The organism is Phaeobacter sp. (assembly GCF_022825805.1).
Taxonomy (GTDB): Bacteria; Pseudomonadota; Alphaproteobacteria; order Rhodobacterales; family Rhodobacteraceae; genus Phaeobacter.
Genome location: NZ_JAJDWC010000047.1, coordinates 1 through 25,448, shown reverse-complemented (window position 1 = coordinate 25,448; position 25,448 = coordinate 1). Strand labels below are relative to the sequence as shown.

The following is a 25,448-nucleotide window of genomic DNA, read 5'->3' as shown; positions in this document are numbered from 1 at the left end:
ACCACCGCCCGCACCAAAGCGACGCGGCCGACCACCAAAAAAGGAGAAACTGATCGCAACAACCGGCTGATCACCGAGACCAGAAAGTGGGGAATTTTACTTCGCCACTTTTGGGGATTTTTGAAACGGCATTTACAGCCGCAGCAAAGTGGCGCGGATCTCGGAACCGGACGCTAGAACAATGTGGGTAGCCATGTGGAAAACCCCGTGGGCAAGAGTGAGATTAGCTCAGGACGGTTTGTATGAATCTTGGGCCATTTCGCAAGCCGGGGAAGACTCCAAAAACTCAGTTTGCTTGCCGGCAGATTCGCCCTGAGAGGATAGGGATAACTTTCCAACAGTGGATAGTGCAGTTCCCCAAAAATCACCCCAATGTTATCCACGATCAATCTGGTCAATAAAACACGTGTTTTATCCTTGTTTTTATAGCTGCGACATTTGGTTTTACACAGTATATGGCCAAAGTCAGAAAAGTTGCTCACAGTGGGTATAAGTCGGTGGAAGAGTCACTTATCCACGTAAAAAAGAGCGCTCTACTAAAACATCATCCTTTAAAATTTCTTTATTTTAAGGGAGGGAAGCGCGAACCGAGAGGCACAGCCATGAATCTGAGCGATCTGCTCTTCGATCTTTATCCTTACGCTAAATCGCTGCACATCATGGCAGTGATGAGCTGGATGGCTGGTTTGTTCTATCTTCCACGTCTCTTTGTGTATCACGTGGAGCAGGCCCAGTCGGTGCCAGACAGCCTACCGATCTTCATCACGATGGAAGAGAAACTGCTAAGAGTGATTATGCGCCCTGCAATGGTCGTCAGCTGGCTTGCAGGCGGTGTAATGGTTCTAACCCCAGGATTGGTTGATTGGGGCTCTCTATGGCCCTGGAGCAAGGGGCTCAGCGTTATTGCAATGACATGGTTCCATCACTGGCTATTGGCGCGACACAAAGAGTTTGCAGCTGGCAACAATACGCGAACCGGTCGGAACTATCGGATCATGAATGAAGTCCCGACCATCTTGATGGTGGTCATCGTGGTTTCGGTCATTTTCAAGTTCTGAGGACGCATTTGACTCAGACTGGTTGAGCGATTAAACATCGACTCAAACGGGCCCGTCCGGGTTGCCGTATCTTCCTTATTATATGTCACACCTCTGCACTTCCGAGTGAGAAGGCAAAAGGCCGTATATTTATGACCCAGCAATCCCTTAATCTGTCCGATCTGAAGGCAAAAAGCCCGAAGGCTCTTTTGGCGATGGCCGAAGAGTTGGAGATCGAAAACGCCTCTACCATGCGTAAAGGCGAGATGATGTTCCAAATCCTGCGGGAACGCGCAGATGACGGTTGGGAAATTGCCGGCGACGGCGTGCTCGAAGTGCTTCAGGATGGGTTTGGGTTCTTGCGGTCGACCGAAGCGAACTACCTGCCGGGTCCTGACGATATCTATGTCTCTCCCGATATGATCCGTCAGTACAGCCTGCGCACCGGCGACACAGTCGAAGGTCTGATCAAAGCGCCGTTGGAAAATGAGCGGTACTTCGCGCTGACCAATGTGACGAAGATCAACTTCGAAGAACCGGAAAAAGCGCGCCACAAGATCGCCTTTGACAATTTGACCCCGCTTTACCCTGATGAACGTCTGAAGATGGAGATCGAAGATCCGACCATCAAGGACCGTTCCTCCCGGGTTATCGACTTGGTTGCGCCTATTGGTAAGGGGCAGCGTTCGCTGATCGTGGCGCCGCCGCGGACAGGTAAAACGGTGATCCTGCAGAACATCGCCAATTCGATCGAGAAAAACCATCCTGAGTGTTATCTGATCGTTCTGCTGATCGATGAACGCCCAGAAGAAGTCACCGATATGCAGCGCTCTGTGAAGGGTGAGGTTGTTTCATCCACCTTTGACGAACCTGCCACTCGCCACGTCGCCGTGTCCGAAATGGTCATCGAAAAAGCCAAGCGTTTGGTCGAACATAAACGAGATGTTGTTATTCTTCTTGATTCGATCACAAGACTTGGTAGGGCTTTCAACACTGTTGTTCCGTCTTCCGGTAAGGTTCTGACCGGTGGTGTGGATGCAAACGCCCTGCAGCGCCCCAAGCGTTTCTTTGGTGCGGCCCGGAATATCGAAGAGGGTGGATCTCTGACGATCATCGCGACCGCTCTGATCGATACTGGATCCCGCATGGATGAGGTCATCTTTGAAGAATTCAAAGGGACCGGTAACTCTGAAATCGTGCTGGATCGGAAAATTGCTGACAAGCGCGTCTTCCCGGCGATCGACATCCTCAAATCTGGTACCCGGAAAGAAGATCTCCTTGTCGACAAGGGGGATCTGGCAAAGACCTTTGTTCTGCGCCGTATCTTGAACCCTATGGGAACAACAGACGCGATTGAGTTCCTTTTGTCTAAGCTTAAACAAACAAAGACAAATTCTGAATTTTTCGACTCAATGAACACCTAATACCAAGGCAGGCCGGCACGAAAGGAAGGTCATCCAATGGACACGATTTTTGCGCTGGCCTCCGCTGCAGGGAAGGCCGGCGTTTCTGTCATTCGTCTCTCTGGTTCCAAGGCGGCTGATACTGCTGCAAAAATTTGCGGCGGTCCTTTGCCTGTGTCCGGGCGGTCGCTGCGTACGATTTCTGATCAGTCAGGGCAGCCAATTGACGAAGCATTGGTGTTGTCCTTCGCCAATCCAAACAGCTTCACCGGCGAAGATGTGGTTGAATTCCAAGTCCATGGAAGCGTCTCTGTGGTCTCTGCGGTGTTGGAACTGCTGCCCAAATTTGATGGCTTGCGCCTGGCAGAACCCGGTGAGTTCACCCGCCGTGCTTTGGAAAATGGAAAACTGGATCTCTCTCAGGTCGAAGCGCTTGCCGATTTGATTGACGCGGAGACCGAAGCACAACGCAAGCAAGCACAAACAGTTTTGTCAGGTGGGCTCGGCCAGTTGGCGGAACGCTGGCGGACTGATCTCATCCGTGCGGCGTCACTTATCGAAGTCACGATTGATTTCGCTGACGAAGAGGTCCCCGTGGATGTTACCCCAGAAGTTAGTGATCTTCTGTCTGGGGTCATCAACGACCTTCAAGCGCAAATGGCTGGCGTGCAGATCGCTGAACGTATCCGTACCGGTTTTGAGGTTGCGATCGTTGGTGAACCTAACGTCGGAAAATCAACCCTGCTAAATGCACTCGCCGGCCGCGAAGCTGCGATTACGTCCGAATATGCAGGCACGACACGCGATGTGATTGAGGTTCGTATGGACCTTGCGGGATTGCCTGTGACGCTGCTGGATACAGCTGGTATCCGCGAGACTGTTGATCCTGTTGAAGGGATCGGTATCGAGCTGGCCAAGAAACGCGCACAGGATGCTGATTTGCGCGTATTTCTGACTGAGGATGTGGACGCGATCGAATTTGCCCTTATGCCGGATGATATCGTCCTGCGACCAAAGGCGGATCTGTCAGACGATTGTGATCGCGCGATTTCTGGTAAGACCGGGCAGGGCGTGGACCAGCTGGTCGCTGATATCGCTACTATTTTGAAAGCACGCGCAAACACCGTGGGAATTGCAACGCGCGTTCGCCACCGCGATGCGATGAAAGCCGCGGCTGATCGGTTGCTGTCAGCGCAGGAAACCTTGAAACGGGGTCCTGAGTTCTATGATATAGCAGCAGAAGATATGCGTTCTGCGATTAGATCGCTAGAACTGCTTGTTGGTCGCGTCGGAGTGGAAAATCTCCTGGATGAAATCTTCTCGAGCTTCTGTTTGGGCAAATAAGGAGTGTTTCACGTGAAACATTCGGATTTTGATGTTGTTGTTGTTGGTGGCGGCCATGCGGGAAGCGAGGCTGCTCATGCAGCCGCGCGCATGGGGGCCCGTACCGCACTGGTCACGCTGTCCCATGATGGAATTGGCGTCATGTCATGCAATCCAGCAATCGGTGGCCTTGGAAAGGGACATCTGGTCCGTGAGATCGATGCCCTCGACGGGGTGATGGGCCGTGTCGCAGATAAAGCCGGTATCCAGTTTCGCCTTCTTAATCGACGGAAGGGACCGGCAGTTCAGGGGCCACGCGCGCAATCGGATCGCAAGATCTACCGTCAGGAAATGCTATCCGAGACGGAAGCGCAGCCAAACCTCGACATCGTGGTTGGCGAGGTGGTTGATCTGCTGATGGATGGCAACCGAATTTGCGGCGTCCAGCTCGCTGATGGAAGTGATATTTCTGCTCATGCTGTCGTTTTGACCTCTGGGACTTTCCTCCGCGGTGTGATCCATATCGGCGACATCGCCAAGTCCGGCGGCCGGATGGGCGACAAGGCCTCTGTACGGTTGGCGGAACGACTGGATGACTTTGCATTACCGCTTGGCCGGTTAAAGACCGGGACACCACCTAGGTTGGATGGCAAGACAATTGCCTGGGATAAGCTGGAGTGTCAGCCAGGTGACGATGATCCAACGTTTTTCAGTTTTCTAACTGATAAGGTCCATGCGCGTCAGGTTGATTGCGGCATTACTCACACCAACACCCACACTCACGATATTATTCGAGACAATCTTGAGCGATCTGCCATGTATGGGGGCCACATCGATGGCGTTGGTCCGCGATACTGTCCGTCGATCGAAGATAAGGTGGTCCGCTTCGCCGAAAAGACCAGCCATCAGATCTTCCTCGAACCTGAAGGCTTGGATGATAACACTGTCTATCCGAATGGTATTTCCACCAGTCTGCCTGTCGACATCCAAGAAGACTATGTGCGATCTATCTTTGGCTTGGAAAATGCGGTTATCCTGCAGCCTGGTTATGCCATCGAATACGACTATGTTGATCCGCGGGCGCTTGGACTGGATCTTAGCCTTAAATCGCATAGTGGATTGTATCTTGCCGGCCAAATCAACGGCACCACAGGGTATGAGGAAGCCGCAGCACAGGGTTTGGTTGCTGGCCTGAACGCTGCGCGGCTGGCAAAAGACTTGGAACCAGTAAGCTTCAGTCGTTCTGATAGCTATATTGGTGTGATGATCGATGACCTGACGACCAATGGAGTGACAGAACCCTATCGCATGTTTACATCGCGAGCAGAGTTCCGGTTGTCGTTGCGCGCTGACAATGCGGATCAGCGCCTGACTGGATTTGGTATCGATATTGGATGTGTTGGACCCAACCGTAAGGCTGTTTTTGAACAGAAGATGGAAAAGCTGTCGTCCGCCAGGACGATCATGGATGCTCAGGTCTTCACACCAAAGCAGATCAATGACGCCGGTATCACCGTCAATCACGACGGAAACAAGCGTACACTAACGGATGTCCTTGCTTTTCCGGATGTGTGTTTCGAAGACATCGTCGCGCTGCAACCTGATCTAGAGGGATATGACAGTGATACGCGCCGGCAGCTCGAGCGCGATGCGCTTTATGCGAACTATATCGCGCGTCAACAGCGAGAGATCGCGGCTTTGAAGCGAGATGAGGGACATCGGATTCCAGCTGGCTTTTCCTATAGCTTTGAAGGCCTGTCGAACGAATTGCGCGGAAAGTTGGAGCGCGCGCGGCCCGAAACGCTTGCACAAGCTGGCCGGATCGATGGCATGACGCCGGCGGCGCTTGCTCTAATCCTCGCTCGCTTGAGGAAGGGCGGATCAAATCTACAGGAGAAATCCGCGTGAGCGAGAGGATTGACGTCGGTGAGACCAATGTTTCACGTGAAACATATGAGCGTTTGAAACACTACGAGGCGTTGGTCCAGAAATGGTCCCCCAAGATCAATCTTGTTGCAAGAAGCACTTTATCCCAGGTTTGGGACCGGCATATCGTGGATTCCCTACAGGTATGCAGCGCGGTTGAACAACCCAATTGTTGGGTGGACATCGGTAGCGGTGGGGGATTCCCAGGCGTTGTCGTTGCAATATGGGCCGCAGAACATTGGCCCGAATGCGAAGTTGTGCTGATTGAAAGTGACCAGCGGAAATGCGCGTTTCTGCGAACAGCGTTGCGAGAATGCGGGGTTTCTGGAACTGTATTGTCCAAACGCATCGAACAGGTCCCATCGTTGCAGGCTGATGTGCTGTCAGCGAGAGCTTTGGCAGATCTTTCCCAGCTTCTTGAGTTTTCTGATCTGCACCTGAAACCAGGCGGCCAGTGCCTGTTTTTAAAGGGGGCACAGTGGAAAAAAGAAGTGGATAACGCTGAGAGGCAATGGCGTTTTGACTGGAAATCCAATAAAAGTTGGACAGAACCTGAGGCAGTTGTCCTAAGAATAAAGGGAGTGGCGCGTGTCTGATTTGTCCCGGCCGGTTGGGCCCCGCATCATTGCAGTTGCTAACCAGAAGGGCGGCGTCGGAAAAACGACCACAGCAATCAATCTCGCTGCCGGCTTGGTCGAAATTGGGTACCGTGTTCTGGTCGTCGACCTCGATCCTCAGGGGAATGCTTCTACAGGTTTGGGGATTGAGGCTTCAGATCGCTTTCGTACGACCTATGATCTTCTGATTGATGACGTTCCTTTGGCTGAAGTCATCAAGGAAACCGAAATCGAAGATCTTTGTATCATTCCAGCGACTGTTGATCTGAGCTCGGCTGATATTGAGCTGTTCAATAACGAAAAGCGCAGTTTTTTGCTGCATGATGCACTGCGCCAGCCGGCAATGGATGAATACGATTGGGATTATATTCTGATCGATTGTCCACCATCTTTGAATCTGTTGACAGTGAATGCCATGGTTGCGTCGCATTCTGTGTTGGTTCCACTGCAGAGTGAGTTTTTCGCTTTGGAAGGGGTGTCCCAGCTGATGCTGTCGATCCGAGAAGTGCGCCAAACTGCCAATCCGGATCTGCGGATCGAGGGGATTGTCCTGACGATGTTCGATCGACGGAACAATCTGTCGCAACAGGTGGAGCAAGACGCAAGAACCCATTTGGGTGAACTGGTGTTTGAAACCAAAATCCCAAGAAACGTGCGTGTTAGCGAAGCCCCTTCGTTTGCGCTGCCGGTTCTGAACTATGATACGAATTCGCTTGGGGCAAACGCCTATCGTGCCCTGGCAGAAGAACTGATTGCGAGACATCAGAAACTCGCAGCTTAAAAGCCGCATCTGGAGGCGCAGTAATGTCAGATAAAAAAAATAAACCTCGAGGATTGGGAAGAGGCTTGTCCGCTCTAATGGCCGATGTAAATCCGGAACCTGTCAGCACAGAAAAACAGGCAAATCGCAGCACCGAAGTTTTGGTGCCGATTGAAAAAGTGATCGCAAACCCGGATCAGCCGCGCCGGCAGTTCCTACAAGAAGACCTTGATGATCTAACCGCGTCGATCCGCGAAAAAGGTGTCTTGCAGCCGCTGATCGTGCGGCCACGACCCGGTGGACAGTACGAGATTGTGGCAGGTGAACGCCGTTGGCGCGCTGCGCAAGCAGCCCAGCTGCACGAAGTTCCTGTCCTGATCCGCGACTATTCTGATCTCGAAATGATGGAAGTTGCCATTATCGAGAACATCCAGCGTTCCGATCTGAACGCGATGGAAGAGGCGCAGAGCTATAAGCAACTGATGGACCGCTTTGGCCATACGCAAGAGAAAATGGCAGAGGCTTTGGGTAAAAGCCGCAGCCATATTGCCAACCTGGTTCGTCTGCTGCATTTGCCTGATGATGTGAGGACCTTGGTTCAGGAACGCAAATTGTCTGCCGGCCATGCGCGTGCGCTGATCACATCGGATAATGCATCTGACCTGGCAAAGAAAATCGTCAAAGGGGGATTGTCTGTTCGCGCGACGGAAGCTTTGGTCAAGAAAGATGCTGCAGGTTTGCAGGTGGCGACCGCCCGTCCAGCTAAGAAAAGTCCAGAAAAAGACGCAGACACGCGCGCCCTGGAAGGTGACTTGTCCGCAGCTCTTGGATTGAAAGTATCCATCGATCACCGCGCTGGCGGCGAAAGCGGTACAGTCACAATCAGCTACACCACATTGGATGAGTTGGACGATTTGTGCGGTCGTCTCAGCCGTTAGGACGAGACCAGATAAACAAAAGAACTGCGCTCAGAACCACAGCTTGAATGATCAATACGTGGTTAGGGGCGGAGAGTGCGATTGAGAGCAAGAAGACAGCGGCAACCGAAACAGTTGCCGCTTTTTTTGCGGCTGGTCGAATGGCGCCATTTTCGTTCCAGTCGGTGATCATTGGACCAAAGATCTGATGTTGGACCAACCAATCGTGCAGCCGATCAGATGACTTTGCAAAGAAGAAACTGGCCAGAAGAAGAAAGGGAACAGTGGGCAGGAGGGGCAGGGCAATGCCCAAGAACGCGAGACCAACGCAAAGCAGCCCGAGGGAGGTGTAGAGATATCGCATCCGATTATTCCACCAACAATTCGCGCAAGACTGCATTTAACACTGCTCTGCCGTCATGTGTGGCGGTCAATTGCCCGTCCTTTACGGTGATCATGCCAAGTTCGCTGAGATGTTGAACCCGGTCCGCCGACAGTGTGTGACCCGATATGTTGTGGAATCTCTCCATATCTAGTCCTTCCACCAGACGCATCCCCATCATCAGGAACTCTGCGCTGGTTTCGTCCTGTGATAGGGATTGGCGCAAGGATTCCCCTGATCCCGCTTCTGCCGCTGCGAGCCATTTGCCTGGTTGCAGATGCGTTTCGGTGCCATAGCGAACGCCGTTCATGGTTATACGCCCATGTGCACCAGGCCCGATACCGACATAGTCACCATAGCGCCAATAGATCAGATTGTGCCGCGACTCCGATCCCGGTTTGGCATGGTTTGAAACCTCATATGCCGGTAGGCCATGTGCATCACAGATGTCTTGGGTTGCGAGGTACATGTCCGCAGCATTGTCATCACTGGGTAGGTCTCGCAGAGTTCCGCGTTTATAACGGTCGCCAAAGGCAGTGCCATCTTCGATGGTCAACTGATAGAGCGACAGATGGTCAATCGTCATGGACAGGGCTTCGGTGAGTTCGGATTTCCAACTATCAAGGCTCTGGCCCTGCCGTGCGTAGATCAGATCGAAACTGACCCTATCAAAGCACTTTCGAGCCACATCAAACGCAGATTTGGCCTCCGCAACGCTGTGCATTCGTCCTAGTCGGTGCAGGTCGCGATCATTGAGCGCTTGAACACCCATGGAAATGCGGTTGACCCCAGCATCGCGATACCCGGCAAAGCGTCCGGCCTCTACCGATGTTGGATTTGCTTCAAGAGAGATTTCTATATCGTTGGAAAACGGCCATATTTCCCGTGCCGTTTCGATGACAGATGCCACTGTGTCTGGATGCATCAGGGAGGGCGTACCACCGCCAAAGAAGATCGTGTTCAGAACACGGCCTGACAGTTGCGCTCCTGCTCGCTGCAGTTCCCTACGGTAGGCAGCTGCCCATCTAGACTGATCAATGTTTGCCGTTACGTGGCTGTTAAAGTCGCAGTAGGGGCATTTGGCCTGACAAAAAGGCCAATGCACATAGAGACCAAACCCCCCATTGCGCCAGTCATCCACCGAAACAGGCCTTGACGAAACTGGCGACTGCTTTGCCGCGATGGCTGATCTTGTTCTTTTCCCAGCGGTCCATTTCTGCGCAGGTCTGGGTGTAACCATCCGGCTGGAACATAGGATCGTAGCCAAACCCGTCTGCTCCGCGAATTGGCCAGACGAGCTGACCTTCCATGACACCTTCGAAGACCTCGTCGTGACCATCCGGCCAGGCCAGCACCAATGTGCAGCGGAACTGGGCAAGACGCGGGTGCGCAGCATTCCTAGCTTCCAGCTCATTATGGGCGCGGGTCATGGCCATCAAAAAATCGCGACCATTCCCGGTTTCGGCCCAATCCGCCGTATAGACACCAGGGGCGCCGTCCAAAGCGTCGATTGTGATGCCGGAATCATCTGACAAGGCAGGCAGACCTGTGGCTTTCGCGGCCGCGTGGGCTTTAATCCGTGCATTACCAACAAAACTGTCTTCGGTTTCGTCTGGTTCGGGCAGGTTCATTTCACCCGCACCGATAACAGACACTCCAAACGGTTGGAGGAGATGAGTCATCTCCTCCAGTTTGCCCTTATTGTGGGTTGCGACCAGCAGGCGGTCGCCTTCAAACTTGCGGGTCATGCACAAGCAGCCTTTTGCATTTCTGCCAACTCCGCAGTGCCCTTGGCGGCAAGATCCATTAGGTTGTTCATTTGCTCACGGCTGAACACCGAACCTTCAGCGGACATCTGAACTTCGATCAATTTGCCCGAGCCAGTCATGATGAAATTGCCATCAACACCTGCTTCTGAATCTTCGGGGTAGTCGAGGTCCAGAACCGGCTGGCCGGCGTAGATGCCACAAGAGACAGCAGCAACAGGATCCATCAGCGGATCAATCGAGACATCGCCTGCCTTGATCAGTTTGTTCACAGCCAAGCGCAAAGCCACCCAACCGCCGGTGATCGCGGCGCAGCGTGTCCCACCATCAGCCTGCAATACATCGCAATCGATGCTGATCTGGCGTTCGCCGAGTGCGACGCGATCGACGCCTGCCCGCAGTGCGCGGCCGATCAGTCGCTGGATTTCAACAGTACGCCCGCCTTGTTTGCCCATGGCCGCCTCGCGTCTCATGCGTGTGTTTGTGGCCCGCGGCAGCATGCCGTATTCAGCAGTTACCCAGCCAAGTCCGCTTCCTTTGATGAACGGAGGGACCCGATCTTCGATGGTTGCGTTGCACAGAACATGGGTGTCGCCCATCTTGATCAGACAGGAACCCTCCGCATGTTTGGTAAAGCCGATTTCAATCGAAACGGAACGCATTTGATTGAGGTCTCGTCCAGAGGGGCGCATGGGATCATCCTTTGTTAGCTTACCCATCGGGATAGCGCCCGCAGGGATGGCGATGCAAGCAGCTTCGCGTTTTTCTCCGGTCACGGTGGGGCAACCGGTGTGAAGATCTGAAATGATGCCTTGCAGAAGATCGGCATTCACCACAAATATAGCCCAATGACCCATACAGACGATCTCTTGAAGGATATGAACGAACGGTCCCGAGATGTGTTTCGGGCAGTGGTTGAATCCTATCTTGAAAATGGTGATCCAGTTGGCAGCAGGACCCTCACACGGTCTCTGAATGAAAAGGTCAGCGCTGCAACTGTTCGCAATGTTATGCAGGATCTTGAATATCTTGGTCTGCTCGACAGCCCTCACACCAGTGCCGGCCGGATCCCAACCCAAATGGGCCTGCGTATGTTTGTGGATGGGCTCTTGGAAGTTGGCGATCTGGATGCAGAAGATCGGCAGAAGATTGATGAAACTCTAGGTGCCGACCGGTTTGGGGTCGGGGATATGCTGGACCGTGTTGGTGCGGCCTTATCTGGGGTTACCCATGGTGCCTCTTTGGTGTTGTCGCCAAAACACGAAGCGGAGATCCGTCATATCGAATTTGTCACCTTGGGCCATGATCGGGCGCTGGTGGTTCTGGTGTTTTCGGATGGTCACGTGGAAAACCGGTTGTTCAAGCCACCGCCGGGTCAGACGCCAAGTTCGATGCGCGAGGCTGCCAATTTCCTCAACTCCCTGATCGAAGGGCGCACACTGAGCGATGTGCGTGGTGTGATCCAGGAAGAGATTAAATCACGCCAGCAGCAGATCGACGTTCTTGCCCGTGACATGATCAAAAGTGGCCTTGCGGTTTGGGAAGCCGAGGACACGGACGCCGCCCGGCTGATTGTCCGGGGGCGGGCGAATCTGCTGTCCGAAAAAGGCGCTGCTGATGAGCTGGATCGCATTCGAAACCTGTTTGACGATCTCGAACGTAAACGGGACATCGAGGAATTCCTGCAGCTGACCGAAGATGGCGAAGGTGTGCGCATTTTTATTGGTTCCGAGAACAAACTTTTTTCAATTTCTGGTTCCTATTTGGTCGTCTCTCCTTATATGAACGCGGATCGAAAGATTATCGGCGCGGTTGGGGTGATTGGTCCGACGCGCCTGAACTACGGCCGGATCGTGCCGATTGTGGACTATACGGCGCAACTGGTCGGGAAGCTGTTTTCCGACCGGAGTTAGAGGTGAAAAATGGCAGAGCCCAAGAACGACGATTTTTTGGACGACATCACAGAAGCCGAAGCCGAAGAGCTTTCTGCACAGACAGATGAAATTGATGACGTGGATCTGGAGCTGGACAGTCTCCGGGCTGAACGTGACGAGTTGAAAGACCGTTTCATGCGCGCGCTTGCAGATGCGGAAAATGCGCGCAAACGCGGCGACAAGGCACGTCGGGAGGCTGAACAATACGGCGGATCCAAACTGGCACGGGATATGCTGCCGGTTTATGACAACATGAAACGTGCAATTGAATCCGCTGGCGATGAACAGCGTGAGGTTTCCGCGGCACTGATCGAAGGCGTTGAATTGACCATGCGCGCTTTGCTGGGGGTTTTCGAAAAGCATGGCATGGAGATCATCGCGCCCGAGGTGGGTGACCGGTTTGATCCGCAGGTCCATGAAGCCATGTTTGAGGCACCTGTACCCGGGACCAAAGCTGGCGACATCATCCAAGTGTCCGCCGAAGGTTTCATGCTGCACGACCGTTTGTTGCGGCCTGCGCAGGTTGGCGTATCCTCGACCCCTGCGAGCTGATCGCGACGCTGAGATCTGCAGATAACGGGCCGTCGGCCCGTGCCTGCGGCGCGAGTATTTTTGGAAAGATGACAGGCCAAGATGACAGGCCTGGACATATGGAAAACGGCCCCTTGGCATTCCAGGGTGGCCGTTTTTCTTTTTAGGTAGCGGCGTCTTTCAGGCGATAAAGAGCATCAAGAGCCTCGCGCGGGGACAGCTCGTCCGGATGAATATCCGACAGCATGGTTTCTATGACAGAGGGACCAGCTGCAGGTTTTGGTTGCGGCGCAGGCGCAGCTGCGAACAACGGCAGATCATCAATCTGGAGTTTCGAACCACCACCGCTGCGGCTGCTGTCTTCTAGCATGTCCAGAACATCTCGTGCGCGTGCGACAACGCTGGCGGGAAGACCGGCAAGTTGGGCCACCTGCACACCATAGGATCGGTCAGCTGCGCCTTTCTTGACCTCATGGAGGAAGATGACCTCACCCTCCCATTCTTTCACCGAAACGGTTGCATTGTCGACACCGCTGAGTTTCCCGGCCAGTTGTGTCAATTCGTGGTAATGGGTGGCAAACAAGGCACGAGACCGGTTGACCTCATGCAGGTGCTCCAGCGTGGCCCAAGCGATCGACAGACCATCATAGGTCGCCGTGCCGCGACCGATTTCATCGAGGATAACCAACGCACGGTCGTCCGCCTGATTGAGGATTGCCGCCGTTTCCACCATTTCCACCATAAAGGTCGAGCGGCCCCGTGCGAGATCGTCAGAGGCACCAACACGGCTGAACAGCTGGCTGACCAGACCGATATGCGCGCTATCGGCAGGAACGTAGCTGCCCATTTGTGCCAGGACTGCAATCAATGCGTTCTGGCGCAGAAAGGTCGATTTACCAGCCATATTCGGACCGGTCAGAAGCCAGACTGCGGCCCCCTCTGTGGCGCTGAGCGTGCAGTCGTTTGGGACGAACCCATGCCCGTTTTGTTGACGAAGCGCTTGTTCCACAACGGGGTGGCGCCCGCCGGATATGTCAAACATGCGTGACGCATCGACCACGGGGCGCTGCCAGTTTTCCCCTCGGGCAAGATCTGCCAAGGCGGTGACCAGATCCAGTTCTGCGAGGCCCCGAGCGGCAGCATTGAGTGGTGCTGCCGTCGCCAGGATCGCCCCAGATAGCGAGGAATAGAGCCGCTTTTCAATCTCCAGGGCGAGGTTTCCAGCATTCAGAATACGGGTTTCAATCTCGCTCAGCTCGACCGTTGTGAAACGTACCTGATTGGCGGTGGTCTGACGGTGGATATAGGTCTCCGACAGGGGCGCAGAGAGCATTTTGTCAGCATGTGTCGCGGTGGTTTCGATGAAGTAGCCCAGCACATTGTTATGCTTGATCTTCAGCGAGGTGATGCCTGTGTGATCAGAATATTTCTTTTGCAAAGCGGCGATGACGGATCGGCCTTCGTCCCGCAAGGTGCGGGCCTCATCAAGGTCGGCGTCATAGCCTGTCGCAATGAACCCACCGTCTCGTGCCAATAGTGGAGGTTCTGCGATCAATGCGGCATCAAGCAAAGGCAGCAGATCATCAAAGCCGGTGAGCGCGTCCAGCGCCTTTGCCAGCAGGTCTGGCAAGCTGTGTGTATCGCAGAGATGACGAATGGTTTCCGCCTGCTGCAGGGCGTTGCGTACAGCCGCCAAATCGCGTGGGCCCCCACGTTCGAGTGCGAGACGTGACAGGGCCCGATCCAAATCAGGCGTTTTGCGCAGGGCCGTTCGCAGATCGTCTGACAGCTGTGGTGCGGATACCGCAAAATCCAGGGCCGCCAATCGGGTCTGGATGGTGTCCAGATTGCGTGAAGGACTGGACAACCGCTGTTCCAGTAGCCGCGCACCAGCTGGCGTGACGGTGCGATCCACCACGGACAGCAAAGATCCGCTGCGACCGCCTGAGAGTGAGCGGGTCAGTTCCAGATTGCGCCGGGTGGCTGCATCAATTTGAACCACCCGGTCTTCGGCCTCTTGGACCGGCGGCTGAAGCAGCGGCAATTTGCCTTTTTGGGTGATCTCAAGATAATCGATCACGGCGCCCATAGCGGAGATCTCGGCACGGCTGAAGCTGCCAAAGGCGTCGAGCGCGGATACTTTGAACAGCTGGCAGACCCGTTTTTCTGCGGCTGTGCTGTCGAAGCTGGATTTGGCCAGTGGCGTGACCGGGATCTGATGATCGTCTGCGATTGGGCGCAGCTGGTCCAAACGATCATTGTCGGGCACCAACAGCTCCGACGGCGCCAGACGTGCCAATTCCGGAGAAAGCCGAACCTGCGCAAGGGGCATCACGTGAAACGCACCGGTTGAGATATCGGCCCAAGCCAAAGCGGCTTCATCCCGCAGTTCGCAATAGGCGGTTAGAAAATTGTGGCGCCTGGCTTCGAGCAGGGAGTCTTCGGTGATGGTGCCGGGGGTCACGAGCCGGACAACATCGCGTTTGACCACTGATTTAGAGCCACGTTTCTTGGCTTCTGCCGGGCTTTCGAGTTGTTCACCAACGGCGACACGAAATCCCTTTCGGATTAGCGTCAGCAAATAGCCTTCGGCGGAATGAACCGGTACACCACACATCGGAATGTCTGCACCATCATGTTTGCCCCGTTTCGTCAGTGCAATATCCAGCGCCTCGGCGGCGTTGACCGCATCTTCGAAAAACATCTCATAGAAATCGCCCATCCGATAAAACAGCAGAGCATCCGGGTACTGCGCCTTGATGTCGAGATATTGGGCCATCATGGGCGTGACTGTGGACACTGAACTGCTCCATTTGCGGGGATTTTTCTGGCGCGACCTTACAAATCAGCCGAGTGCGACGAAAGGTGAAAACGCAACTTCGTTGAGATGACCACTGGGCTGAGCTATGACGCAAGGGAGAGAGAGAGGACAAACCCCAGATGGCCAAGACCAAGATCACCAATGAAGAGGCACTTGCCTTTCACATGGAACCCAATCCCGGAAAATGGGAAATCAACGCAACGGTTCCGATGACCACGCAGCGGGATCTGTCGCTTGCGTATTCCCCTGGGGTCGCGGTTCCCTGTGAGGCAATCGCTGCCAATCCGGAAACTGCCTATGATTATACCAACAAGGGCAACCTGGTTGCGGTGATTTCAAATGGCACCGCGGTTCTGGGGCTTGGTAATCTGGGGGCCTTGGGGTCCAAACCGGTGATGGAAGGGAAATCCGTCCTGTTCAAACGGTTTGCGGATGTGAATTCCATCGATTTGGAACTGGATACCGAGGATCCGGATAAATTCATTGATGCGGTGAAGCTGATGGGCCCCACTTTTGGCGGCATCAATCTAGAAGACATCAAGGCGCCCGAATGTTTCATCATTGAACAGCGTCTGAAAGAAGAGATGGATATCCCCGTCTTTCACGATGACCAACACGGCACGGCGGTTATCTGCGCGGCCGGCCTGATCAATGCGCTGCATATCTCCGGCAAGAAAATCGAAGACGTGAAGATCGTGCTGAACGGGGCTGGTGCGGCGGGTATTGCCTGCATCGAACTGCTGAAAGCAATGGGCGCCCGGCATCAGAACTGCATCGTTTGCGACACCAAAGGCGTGATCTACCAGGGACGTACCGAAGGTATGAACCAGTGGAAATCTGCTCATGCAGTGCAAACGGAACTGCGCACCTTGGAAGAGGCCATGAAGGGTGCGGATGTTTTCCTCGGTGTGTCGGTCAAAGGCGCGGTAACGCAGGAGATGGTCAAATCGATGGCGGACAATCCCGTTATCTTTGCCATGGCGAACCCCGATCCGGAGATCACACCGGAAGAAGCCCATGAGGTGCGGGTGGATGCCATTGTTGCGACAGGACGGTCGGACTATCCCAACCAGGTGAACAACGTTCTGGGCTTCCCTTATCTATTCCGTGGGGCTTTGGATATTCATGCCCGGGCGATCAATGACGAGATGAAGATTGCCTGTGCCCATGCGCTTGCACATCTGGCGCGCGAGGATGTGCCTGACGAGGTTGCGCTGGCCTATGGCAAGTCGCTTTCCTTTGGTCGGGACTACATCATTCCGACCCCATTTGATCCCCGCTTGATCCACCGCATTCCACCAGCCGTGGCCAAAGCGGGTATGCACACCGGTGTGGCGCGTCGACCAATTATCGACATGGACGCTTATGAGCATGGGCTGCGTGGACGTATGGATCCAACGCAATCCATCCTACGTGGTTTGAACGCACGTGCGCGTGCTGCGCAATCGCGGATGATCTTTGCCGAAGGGGATGACCCTCGGGTGCTGCGGGCAGCGGTCACCTATCAGCGCTCTGGATTTGGCAAGGCGCTGGTTGTCGGGCGGCCCGAGGATGTCCGATCCAAGCTGGAAGCTGCCGGCATGGGCGATGCCGTCCGCGAATTGGAAATCGTGAATGCGGCCAACACGCAGCATTTCGATACCTATAAGGAGTTCCTGTACAAACGGCTTAACCGCAAAGGGTTTGATCGCAAGGATATCCACCGGCTTGTCGGGCGCGACCGCCACGTGTTCTCGGCACTGATGCTGGCCCATGGTCATGGTGATGGATTGGTGTCGGGTGCGACCCGCAAATCTGCCCATGTGTTGGATCGGATCAATCATGTGTTTGATGCGGATGCGGACAATGGGTCCGCCGGCGTGACAGCGCTTTTGCACAATGGTCGGATCGTGTTGATCGGTGACACCCTTGTGCATGAATGGCCTGACGAAAACGACCTGGCCAACATCGCAGAACACGCCGCTGGCGTTGCCCGTCACATGGGGCTGGAGCCGCGCGTTGCCTTTGTCAGCTTTTCGACCTTCGGCTATCCAGTATCGGAGCGAGCGGAAAAAATGCATATCGCCCCATCGGTTCTGGACCAGCGCGGTGTGGATTTTGAATACGAAGGTGAAATGACCGTTGATGTTGCGTTGAACGCCAAAGCGCAGGAAGCCTATCCGTTCCAGCGACTGACGGGCCCTGCGAACATCCTGATCGTGCCAGCGCGGCATTCGGCATCGATTTCGGTGAAACTGATGCAGGAAATGGGCGGCGCGACTGTTGTTGGTCCAATCCTTTCTGGTGTCGACAAGCCGATCCAGATCTGTTCGACCACGGCAACTGCAAACGACGTCTTGAACATGGCGGTTCTGGCCGCGTGTAATATCGGGTGATCTGATGACGATCTGGAATCTGGGCTCTATCAACGCCGATATGATCTATGCACTGCCTCATATGCCACAGCCAGGGGAGACCCTGGCCGCTGAGGGGCTGGAGCAGTTTCTGGGCGGCAAAGGCGCCAATATGTCGGTCGCTGCCGCCCGTGCGGGTAGCCACGTGTGCCATCTTGGGGCTGTTGGTCGTGATGGGGATTGGGCTGTGACCCGGTTGTTGGAATATGGCGTTGATACGCGCCATATCGCCCGTCTGGAGACATCAACCGGCCCTGCAATCATTGCCGTCGACCCCACGGGTGAAAACCAGATCATTTTGCTCCCCGGAGCCAACAGGATGATTTCTGCAGATCAGATCGGAGCCGCGCTGTCCTCTGCCAACGCAGGTGACATTCTGGTGATGCAGAATGAAACCAATATGCAGGCAGAGGCGGCCAAAATGGGTCGTGATCTTGGGCTCAAGGTTGCATATGCCGCGGCCCCGTTCGATGTGGATGCCGTTCAGGCGGTTTTGCCCTATCTGGACTATCTCTTCCTGAACGAGGTGGAAGCAGATCAGTTGCAGCAAGCAACAGGACAGGCCCCCGACGCGCTGGGCGTTGCGGATGTGATTGTGACTCTAGGGGCGAAAGGGGCCCGCCACTTCGATACCCGTGCCGGCACGGTGAAAGAGGTCGCAGCCCATAAGGTGGTGCCCGTTGATACAACCGGCGCTGGTGATACGTTCACGGGATATGTTCTGTCGTCACTGGATCGCGGTCTGCCGATCGAACAGGCGATGTCACAAGCCAATCGGGCCGCAGCGCTGATGGTGATGCGCAAAGGAACCGCAGACGTCATTCCGGATCTGAAGGATGTGCAGGACGCCAGTTTTTGACTGGGTTTAAAAACACAAAAGGCGCGGGAATAACCGCGCCTTTTGATTGAAATGGGTCGGCGTTACTTCGCGAAGGGCGCCGAATCGCCCCACAATTGTTGCACCCGGGCATCGCGACCACAGGCGAGCCGATAGCGTTTATAGGCCTCTGACTGGCGCTTGGGTCCAAAGCGGGTGAACACCAGTTTTTTGCCTTTGTAGTAGTCCTGATGGTAGGCCTCGGCAGGGTAGAACTGAGCGGCATCAAGAACAGGTGTGACAATCTCTTGACCCAAAGCCGCCTGTGCCTCGGCCTTTGCGGTTTGTGCGAGTTGTTTTTCCGACGGGTTCGACACAAATATCGCAGAGCGGTAGCTGTCACCACGGTCGCAGAATTGTCCACCAGCGTCTGTTGGGTCGATTGACCGCAAGAACATATTCAGGAGCGTTTCGCGGTTGACCTGTGCGGGATCGAAATGGATCTGTACCGCTTCGTAGTGGCCGGTGTTGCCGCCAGTTACCTGTTTGTAGGTCGGCGCTTCTGTCGTACCGCCGGTGTAGCCCGAAATCACTGACCGGACGCCAGGGACGCTTTCGAAATCACTTTCGACGCACCAGAAACAGCCACCTGCGACTGTCAGGGTTTCTGTGGCCTGCGCGTGGGCCTCGTGCCCTTTGATCAAAAACCCCAGCAGCATGAAAAGGGTTAGAAAGACGGGTTTCACAGTGTCTTTGCAACGCATTTCAATCTCCTTTTTGCTCACACTGCCTGTCCGGGTTCGGGTTCACAATGTGATGTCATGGATTGTCACGGATAGGTGAGACGCGGTGAGGGTAAGTTACCTCTTGGAAATTGGATCCAATCCTTCTAGCGTTCCCAGAACAGGGAGGGCAGCATGTCAGAAAAGATGAGCACGCATCAGGCTGAGGAAGATCAGCGAAACGAAAATATCCTGATTTATCTGAATGGTGAGATTGTACCCAAGGCCGACGCCAAGGTGAGTGTGTATGACAGCGGGTTCATGCTCGGTGATGGTGTCTGGGAGGGGTTACGGCTCTATAATGGGTGTTGGGCCTTTGTCGATGAGCACCTGAACCGTCTGTTCGAAGCGGCCAAAGCCATTGATCTGGATATTGGCAAAACGCCTGCTGAGGTGATGCAGGCGATCAAGGACACACAGTCTGCAAACAAAATGACAACGGATGCCCATGCACGGCTGATGGTGACACGTGGGGTCAAGACGAGACCGTTTCAACACCCGTCGTTGTCTCAACAAGGGCCAACGTTTACCATTATTATGGAGCATTCGCGTCCGAATTTGCCCCGACCCATCCGCCTGGCGACGGTTCCGCATCTGCGGGGGCTGCCGATGACCCAAGATCCCAAATTGAACTCACATTCGAAATTGAACTGCATTCTGGCCTGCATTGCCGCTGAAAAGGCAGGCGCTGACGAGGGGCTGATGTTGGATGTGAATGGATTTGTGAACACCACTAATGCCTGCAACTTCTTTATCGTGCGCAAAGGGGAAGTTTGGACCTCTACAGGCGATTACTGCATGAACGGGATCACACGGCAAAAAGTGATTGATCTTTGCCGTGCCAACGACATTCCGGTTTATGAGCGGAATTTCTCCTTGGTGGACACTTACGGCGCTGAAGAGGCGTTTTTGACGGGAACATTTGGCGCGCAGACCCCAGTAGGCGATATCGACGGACGCCAGATTGGAACCGGTGAGATGGGGCCAATGACCCAGAAAATCCGTGCCTTGTACAAAGATCTGATCGAACAGGAGTGCAGCTGATGCGGATCGCGATGTGGTCTGGACCACGAAACCTGTCTACCGCGATGATGTATGCCTTCGGCAATCGCGGGGATTGCGCTGTTGTGGATGAACCCTTCTACGCAGCCTACCTGAGCAAGACCGGGCTGGAACACCCCATGCGGTCAGAGATACTGGAAAGCCAATCCCAAGATGCCGAAGCTGTGGCGGGTGGGTTGCTTGGGCCGGTCCCGGCGGCGAAACCGTATTATTATCAGAAGCATATGACTCAGCATATGATCGATGGCGTGCCGCGTGATTGGATGAGAGAAGTGACCAACATCTTTCTTATCCGCCATCCCGCGCGGGTTATTGCCTCCTATGCGGCAAAGCGCGAAAGCCCGACACTGGACGATATCGGGTTCCGGCAGCAGGCGGAGCTGTTCGATCAAGTCAATGCGTGGGGGCAAGAACCCGTCGTGATCGATAGCCATGACATCCGTGAAGATCCCGCAACCAAACTGGAGCAACTCTGCGAGCGTATTGGGGTGCCATTTTCACCCAAGATGCTGAGCTGGCCACAGGGAGGGCACAAAGACGATGGCGTCTGGGCAGCCCACTGGTACGGCGCGGTTTGGAAATCGACGGGGTTTGCGGGCACAGAAGGTGACGTGCCGGAGGTGCCTGAGCATCTGCAACCCGTTCTGGCGGCGGCGATGCCCTATTACGAGCGTCTGCAAGCAGTGAAAATTTGATACAGCAAGGGGGCTCTGCCCCCTCGCGCCCAAGGCGCTTCACCCCCGGAGTATTTTTAGAAAGATGACGCCGGTTAGGTAGCGGTTGATACCTAACGTGTGGCACAGCATCAGCTGATCAGTTTTCCCAGTTTCAGGGCCACAGCCATGTCACCAGAAACCTTTAGTTTTCCGGTCATTACACCTGCCGCTGGGTTCAGTTTGCCGGTCAGGAGTTTGCTCAGGTTTTCAGGGCTGATGCGGATGGTGCAATCGGTGTCCTGGTCAGCGGTGCTGGCAGCGCCATCAGCCAGAACGATCACGCCTGATGCGCCACAATCGAATTTCAGTGAACCTTCAAATGATCTTCCTGCCAACCCGTGGTCGATGCGTTCCGCCAAAGTGTGAAGGTCCATTGTGTCCCCTGTCGTGCTGATCCTGCGCTGTCACAAAGGGGTAGGTCGGCCCGGTTGCGTGATCAAGGGTGACCCAGCGACATCCATTCGCGGGACTGAGTCACTGCGCATGATATGCGGACAAGCCGCACATTGGCGAACCCGCCGTACATTTACGAACCAAATGGGCCGTTACGCCAATTCAGAAAGCGTCTGTGGGCAGGGGCTTTGCTTGTAAAATGTGCTGAGGACGGCGGCAAATTGCTCTGGTGCGTTAGGCACCGCTGCAAAAAGGGTCATGGAAGAGCGCAGTTTTTTGGCATCACCCGGACCAAAGATCTCCTCAGCCTCCTGACCGGCATGCGTGAGCAGGAGGTCACAGACCTCCACCAGACGACTGCGTAGAACATCATGGGCCAGATAGGCCTGCGCCTCTGAGAGGTCCTCGATCCCGTAGAGCTGCGCCATGTGGGACTGACCGAGATTGGCCAGTTGCGGGAAGACAAACCACATCCAATGGCTTGTCTTCCGGCCTGTTTTCAATTCTGCCAGAACATCCGCCCAAACGGTGTCCTGAGCTTCGACGAACATCTCAAGCTCTTCTGCGAAATCATCTTCGAAATCGCCATCGATATCGTCGTAAGCGCTCATCCCTTCAGGCGACGTTCGCGAGCAGCAAGCAGCTTCAGGCGCAGAGCGTTCAGCTGGATGAAGCCAGCCGCATCTTTTTGATCATAGGCGCCAGCGTCTTCTTCGAAGGTCACGTGTGCTTCGGAGTAGAGCGAGTGATCCGACCAGCGGCCGACGGTGGTGGCCAAGCCTTTGTAGAGTTTCAGGCGCACGGTGCCTGTTACATGCTCCTGGCTCTTGTCGATAGCGGCCTGCAGCATTTCGCGTTCCGGCGAGTACCAGAAACCATTGTAGATCAGCTCTGCATATTGCGGCATCAGCTGGTCTTTCAGATGCATGGCGCCACGGTCCATGGTGATGGATTCGATGCCGCGGTGCGCTTCGAGCAGGATGGTGCCACCGGGCGTCTCATAGATACCACGGGATTTCATACCAACAAAGCGGCCTTCGACGAGGTCGAGACGACCAATACCGTGTTTGCCGCCGTATTCATTCAGCTTTGTCAGAATGGTTGCTGGCGACATGGCTTCGCCATTGATGCTCACGGGATCGCCTTTTTCGAAGCCGATTTCGATGAACTCAGGCTCGTTCGGCGCGTCTTCCGGGTGCACTGTGCGCTGATAGACATAGTCTGGCGCCGCGACAGCCGGATCTTCGAGGACTTTACCTTCGGAAGAGGTGTGCAACAGGTTGGCGTCCACAGAGAACGGCGCTTCGCCACGTTTGTCTTTGGCGATTGGGATCTGATGGGCTTCGGCAAATTCCAGCAGTTTGGTCCGCGAGGACAGATCCCACTCCCGCCAGGGGGCGATGACCTTGATGTCTGGGTTCAGCGCATAGGCGGCCAGTTCAAAGCGGACCTGATCGTTGCCTTTGCCGGTGGCGCCATGGGCGACGGCGTCTGCGCCGGTGGCTTCTGCAATCTCGACCAGACGTTTGGAGATCAAGGGACGGGCAATGGAGGTGCCCAGGAGATACAGCCCCTCGTAGACCGCATTGGCGCGGAACATCGGGAACACGAAATCGCGCACGAATTCTTCGCGCACATCTTCGATGAAGATGTTTTCAGGGCTGATGCCGAGCATCTCGGCCTTTTGACGGGCTGGGTCCAGTTCTTCGCCCTGACCGAGATCTGCGGTGAAGGTGACAACCTCGCAGCCGTATTCGGTCTGCAGCCATTTCAGGATGATCGATGTATCAAGGCCGCCGGAGTAGGCCAGCACAACTTTCTTGGGCGCGGACATGGGTTTTCCTCTTGATCAGAACGCCAGCGGCCTATCCGGTTTTTCCGGGAAGGGCAAGGTTTTCCCCGTTTCGGAACCATCAGTTTGTCAATTCGGGTGCAGTCGCTGACTGTCCTTGGTTTTGGTGGGCGGTTCCAATGATTGGCAGGCAGCTTTTCTCTGGTCTGTTGGGCACGCATGGGCGTAGGGCACAGGCTCTGACCAGATGAGGATTTCGCGGCCACGGTGGGGTGCCAGCGGACCGGTTTTGGTATTCTTATGTATGCTTTGAACCTGCCTCTTGCCTTGCAGGCGGGGTTGCGCCACTGAAGTGGTATGACTGATTTCCCAACCCAGGCCCGCGCGGCCGAGGCGGCGATGCGCGATGTGTTTCCGCCCACGCCGTTGCAACGAAATGCTCTGTTGTCAGAGCGATTCAACGCTGAGATCTATTTGAAGCGTGAGGATCTGAGTCCTGTCCGCTCCTACAAGATTCGCGGCGCATTCAATGCCATGCGCAAGCAGATGGGGCAGGAGCTTTTTGTCTGCGCATCTGCCGGCAATCACGCCCAGGGCGTGGCCTATATGTGCCGAGAGCTGGGAAAGCGCGGCGTGATCTTCATGCCCGTCACAACACCGCAGCAGAAGATCCAAAAGACCAGGATGTTTGGTGGAGAATCCGTCGAAATCCATCTCATCGGGGATTATTTTGACGACACGCTTGCCGCCGCAAAAAGCTGGTGTGACCGTGAAGGCGGCCATTTTCTTTCGCCATTTGACGATGCGGATGTCATCGAAGGCCAATCGTCTATCGCGGTGGAGATCGAACAACAGCTGGGCCGAACACCTGATCATGTCATGTTGCCTGTGGGTGGCGGCGGCATGTCATCAGGCGTGGCTCGCTGGTTTGAAGATCGGGTTCACTGTCTGTTTGCGGAACCTGCGGGTGGGGCTTGTTTGCGTGCCGCGCTTGCGGCGGGGGCACCTGTCTCGCTTGACCATGTGGATACGTTTGTCGATGGCGCGGCAGTGGGGCGGATCGGCGCGCAGCCCTTCGATGTTCTTAAACAGGTGCCAGTGTCGGATGTCTTGACGATTGAAGAGGACCGGATCTGCACCACAATGCTGGAAATGCTGAATGTCGAAGGCATCGTTCTGGAGCCAGCGGGGGCATTGGCAGTTGAGGCGCTGAAAGACGTCCGATCCTGGATTCGCGGCAAAACGGTTGTCTGCCTGACGTCCGGTGGCAATTTTGACTTTGAACGCTTGCCGGAGGTCAAAGAGCGAGCCCAGCGGTATATGGGGCTGAAAAAATACTTCCTCCTACGACTGCCGCAGCGGCCCGGTGCCTTGAAGGAATTCCTCGGCATCCTTGGGCCAGAAGATGATATTGCAAGATTTGAATATATGAAAAAATCGGCCCGAAATTTCGGTTCCGTTCTTATTGGGATCGAAACCAAACGATCAGAAAATTTCGTAGATCTATGCGCGCGCTTGGATAACGCTGGGTTTGCCTACACTGACATCACGAACGATGAAACTCTGTCCCAGTTCGTGATCTGATACCCTGGCTTAAAGCTGATTTGATTGCTCGCGCAGGAATTCTTCTTTCGAGGCCTGATAGCTGGCAATGATTTCGGGCACGTTCACCGAATTGGCCTCGCCCTGGGCGGACATACGTTCGCCGTGTTGACACAAGCTGGAGAAGTGTTGAAAGCCAAGATTGAGTGCGCTGCCTTTCAGGAAGTGGAGATCCTGTTCCAGTGCTGACCGGTCTGGGTTGTTCAGTTTCTCAATCACGCCTTCGACTTCTTCGAGGAAGATTTCCACGACTTCTGCAAAGTCTTCGGGGCCAACTTCGTCTTGGAGCTCTTTAACCCTTGGCCAATCAATCATAGTACCAACCTTATTTCATATCTGTCGAGAACATTCTGAATTGTCCGGTGTAGGTAACATGCCAATTGTCCGCTTCAGTTAGTACCGCAGCAGCCCAAATCGGAACGAGCCGTAGGCGACTGGAGATTTGGGCTGCTGCGTTCGCACGCGTCGAAGCGG

24 protein-coding genes are annotated in these 25,448 nt (G+C 54.8%); 14 read left to right on the top strand and 10 right to left on the bottom strand.

From position 1 onward, the window contains the following. Positions 1 to 602 precede the first annotated feature (602 nt). The 7 genes from Q0C28_RS05355 to Q0C28_RS05325 all read left to right on the top strand — a co-directional run bounded on the left by Q0C28_RS05355 (position 603) and on the right by Q0C28_RS05325 (position 8,004). Complete coding sequence (locus Q0C28_RS05355) at positions 603 to 1,058, top strand: CopD family protein (protein ID WP_293573622.1); 456 nt, start codon at positions 603 to 605, stop codon at positions 1,056 to 1,058. A 131-nt stretch (positions 1,059 to 1,189) separates the two neighbouring features. Continuing rightward, a complete protein-coding gene (gene rho / locus Q0C28_RS05350; protein ID WP_293573621.1) occupies positions 1,190 to 2,461 on the top strand; it encodes a transcription termination factor Rho in 1,272 nt (423 codons plus the stop codon). Positions 2,462 to 2,497: 36 nt separating this feature from the next. Continuing rightward, positions 2,498 to 3,784, top strand: a complete 1,287-nt coding sequence (mnmE, locus tag Q0C28_RS05345; protein ID WP_293573620.1) for a tRNA uridine-5-carboxymethylaminomethyl(34) synthesis GTPase MnmE — start codon at positions 2,498 to 2,500, stop codon at positions 3,782 to 3,784. Positions 3,785 to 3,796: 12 nt separating this feature from the next. Next, a complete protein-coding gene (gene mnmG, locus Q0C28_RS05340; protein WP_293573619.1) occupies positions 3,797 to 5,671 on the top strand; it encodes a tRNA uridine-5-carboxymethylaminomethyl(34) synthesis enzyme MnmG in 1,875 nt (624 codons plus the stop codon). Continuing rightward, on the top strand, positions 5,668 to 6,285 hold the full coding sequence (gene rsmG, locus Q0C28_RS05335; protein WP_293573618.1) for a 16S rRNA (guanine(527)-N(7))-methyltransferase RsmG: 618 nt from the start codon (positions 5,668 to 5,670) through the stop codon (positions 6,283 to 6,285). Before mnmG ends, rsmG begins: the two co-directional genes overlap by 4 nt. Further along, the gene (locus tag Q0C28_RS05330; protein WP_293573617.1) at positions 6,278 to 7,087 is read left to right on the top strand and encodes an AAA family ATPase; all 810 of its coding nucleotides are present in this window, start codon (positions 6,278 to 6,280) and stop codon (positions 7,085 to 7,087) included. The genes rsmG and Q0C28_RS05330 overlap by 8 nt, the downstream gene beginning before the upstream one ends. Positions 7,088 to 7,110: 23 nt before the next feature. Then, positions 7,111 to 8,004, top strand: a complete 894-nt coding sequence (locus Q0C28_RS05325) for a ParB/RepB/Spo0J family partition protein (protein ID WP_293573616.1) — start codon at positions 7,111 to 7,113, stop codon at positions 8,002 to 8,004. Here the strand turns inward: Q0C28_RS05325 and Q0C28_RS05320 are convergent. The 4 genes from Q0C28_RS05320 to rph are packed head-to-tail and all read right to left on the bottom strand — an operon-like array spanning position 7,994 to position 10,823. Then, positions 7,994 to 8,347, bottom strand: a complete 354-nt coding sequence (locus tag Q0C28_RS05320) for a YbaN family protein (protein ID WP_293573615.1) — start codon at positions 8,345 to 8,347, stop codon at positions 7,994 to 7,996. The two genes, Q0C28_RS05325 and Q0C28_RS05320, sit on opposite strands and share 11 nt — an antisense overlap. Positions 8,348 to 8,351: 4 nt before the next feature. Beyond that, on the bottom strand, positions 8,352 to 9,506 hold the full coding sequence (hemW, locus tag Q0C28_RS05315) for a radical SAM family heme chaperone HemW (RefSeq protein ID WP_293573614.1): 1,155 nt from the start codon (positions 9,504 to 9,506) through the stop codon (positions 8,352 to 8,354). Continuing rightward, positions 9,499 to 10,113 carry an RdgB/HAM1 family non-canonical purine NTP pyrophosphatase gene (rdgB, locus tag Q0C28_RS05310; protein WP_293573613.1) on the bottom strand — a complete coding sequence of 205 codons (615 nt, stop codon included), beginning with the start codon at positions 10,111 to 10,113 and terminating at the stop codon, positions 9,499 to 9,501. Before rdgB ends, hemW begins: the two co-directional genes overlap by 8 nt. Beyond that, a complete protein-coding gene (gene rph / locus Q0C28_RS05305; RefSeq protein ID WP_293573612.1) occupies positions 10,110 to 10,823 on the bottom strand; it encodes a ribonuclease PH in 714 nt (237 codons plus the stop codon). Before rph ends, rdgB begins: the two co-directional genes overlap by 4 nt. A gap of 156 nt (positions 10,824 to 10,979) precedes the next feature. Here rph and hrcA point away from each other — a divergent pair, with 156 nt between their 5' ends. Continuing rightward, positions 10,980 to 12,044: a heat-inducible transcriptional repressor HrcA gene (hrcA, locus tag Q0C28_RS05300; protein ID WP_293573611.1), complete on the top strand. Its 1,065-nt coding sequence runs from the start codon at positions 10,980 to 10,982 to the stop codon at positions 12,042 to 12,044. Positions 12,045 to 12,053: 9 nt separating this feature from the next. Then, positions 12,054 to 12,617, top strand: coding sequence for a nucleotide exchange factor GrpE (locus Q0C28_RS05295; protein WP_293573610.1), 564 nt, complete (start codon positions 12,054 to 12,056; stop codon positions 12,615 to 12,617). Positions 12,618 to 12,759: 142 nt separating this feature from the next. Here the strand turns inward: Q0C28_RS05295 and mutS are convergent, their stop codons facing one another. Then, the gene (gene mutS / locus Q0C28_RS05290; RefSeq protein ID WP_293573623.1) at positions 12,760 to 15,378 is read right to left on the bottom strand and encodes a DNA mismatch repair protein MutS; all 2,619 of its coding nucleotides are present in this window, start codon (positions 15,376 to 15,378) and stop codon (positions 12,760 to 12,762) included. Positions 15,379 to 15,536: 158 nt separating this feature from the next. Between mutS and Q0C28_RS05285 the strand changes: the two genes are divergently transcribed. Beyond that, positions 15,537 to 17,792 (top strand): NADP-dependent malic enzyme, encoded by a 2,256-nt coding sequence (locus tag Q0C28_RS05285; protein WP_293573609.1) that lies wholly within the window; start codon positions 15,537 to 15,539, stop codon positions 17,790 to 17,792. Positions 17,793 to 17,796: 4 nt separating this feature from the next. Next, the gene (locus Q0C28_RS05280) at positions 17,797 to 18,669 is read left to right on the top strand and encodes a ribokinase (RefSeq protein ID WP_293573608.1); all 873 of its coding nucleotides are present in this window, start codon (positions 17,797 to 17,799) and stop codon (positions 18,667 to 18,669) included. Between the two features lie 62 nt (positions 18,670 to 18,731). Here the strand turns inward: Q0C28_RS05280 and msrA are convergent, their stop codons facing one another. After that, positions 18,732 to 19,391, bottom strand: coding sequence for a peptide-methionine (S)-S-oxide reductase MsrA (msrA, locus tag Q0C28_RS05275; RefSeq protein ID WP_293573607.1), 660 nt, complete (start codon positions 19,389 to 19,391; stop codon positions 18,732 to 18,734). Between the two features lie 153 nt (positions 19,392 to 19,544). Between msrA and Q0C28_RS05270 the strand changes: the two genes are divergently transcribed. Beyond that, positions 19,545 to 20,453 carry a D-amino acid aminotransferase gene (locus Q0C28_RS05270; protein WP_293573606.1) on the top strand — a complete coding sequence of 303 codons (909 nt, stop codon included), beginning with the start codon at positions 19,545 to 19,547 and terminating at the stop codon, positions 20,451 to 20,453. Further along, a complete protein-coding gene (locus tag Q0C28_RS05265; RefSeq protein ID WP_293573605.1) occupies positions 20,453 to 21,166 on the top strand; it encodes an HAD family hydrolase in 714 nt (237 codons plus the stop codon). Before Q0C28_RS05270 ends, Q0C28_RS05265 begins: the two co-directional genes overlap by 1 nt. A 110-nt stretch (positions 21,167 to 21,276) precedes the next feature. On the opposite strand, the gene Q0C28_RS05260 is transcribed toward Q0C28_RS05265, so the two are convergent. From Q0C28_RS05260 to Q0C28_RS05250, 3 genes are all read right to left on the bottom strand, one after another. Next, a complete protein-coding gene (locus Q0C28_RS05260; protein ID WP_293573604.1) occupies positions 21,277 to 21,561 on the bottom strand; it encodes an SCP2 sterol-binding domain-containing protein in 285 nt (94 codons plus the stop codon). 171 nt (positions 21,562 to 21,732) lie between these two features. Beyond that, positions 21,733 to 22,191, bottom strand: coding sequence for a DUF1810 domain-containing protein (locus Q0C28_RS05255; protein ID WP_293573603.1), 459 nt, complete (start codon positions 22,189 to 22,191; stop codon positions 21,733 to 21,735). Next, positions 22,188 to 23,414, bottom strand: a complete 1,227-nt coding sequence (locus Q0C28_RS05250) for an argininosuccinate synthase (protein WP_293573602.1) — start codon at positions 23,412 to 23,414, stop codon at positions 22,188 to 22,190. Before Q0C28_RS05250 ends, Q0C28_RS05255 begins: the two co-directional genes overlap by 4 nt. Positions 23,415 to 23,729: 315 nt before the next feature. Between Q0C28_RS05250 and ilvA the strand changes: the two genes are divergently transcribed. Continuing rightward, on the top strand, positions 23,730 to 24,956 hold the full coding sequence (gene ilvA, locus Q0C28_RS05245; protein ID WP_293573601.1) for a threonine ammonia-lyase IlvA: 1,227 nt from the start codon (positions 23,730 to 23,732) through the stop codon (positions 24,954 to 24,956). Positions 24,957 to 24,965: 9 nt separating this feature from the next. Here the strand turns inward: ilvA and Q0C28_RS05240 are convergent, their stop codons facing one another. Continuing rightward, positions 24,966 to 25,289: an Hpt domain-containing protein gene (locus tag Q0C28_RS05240; protein ID WP_293573600.1), complete on the bottom strand. Its 324-nt coding sequence runs from the start codon at positions 25,287 to 25,289 to the stop codon at positions 24,966 to 24,968. Positions 25,290 to 25,448 lie beyond the last annotated feature (159 nt).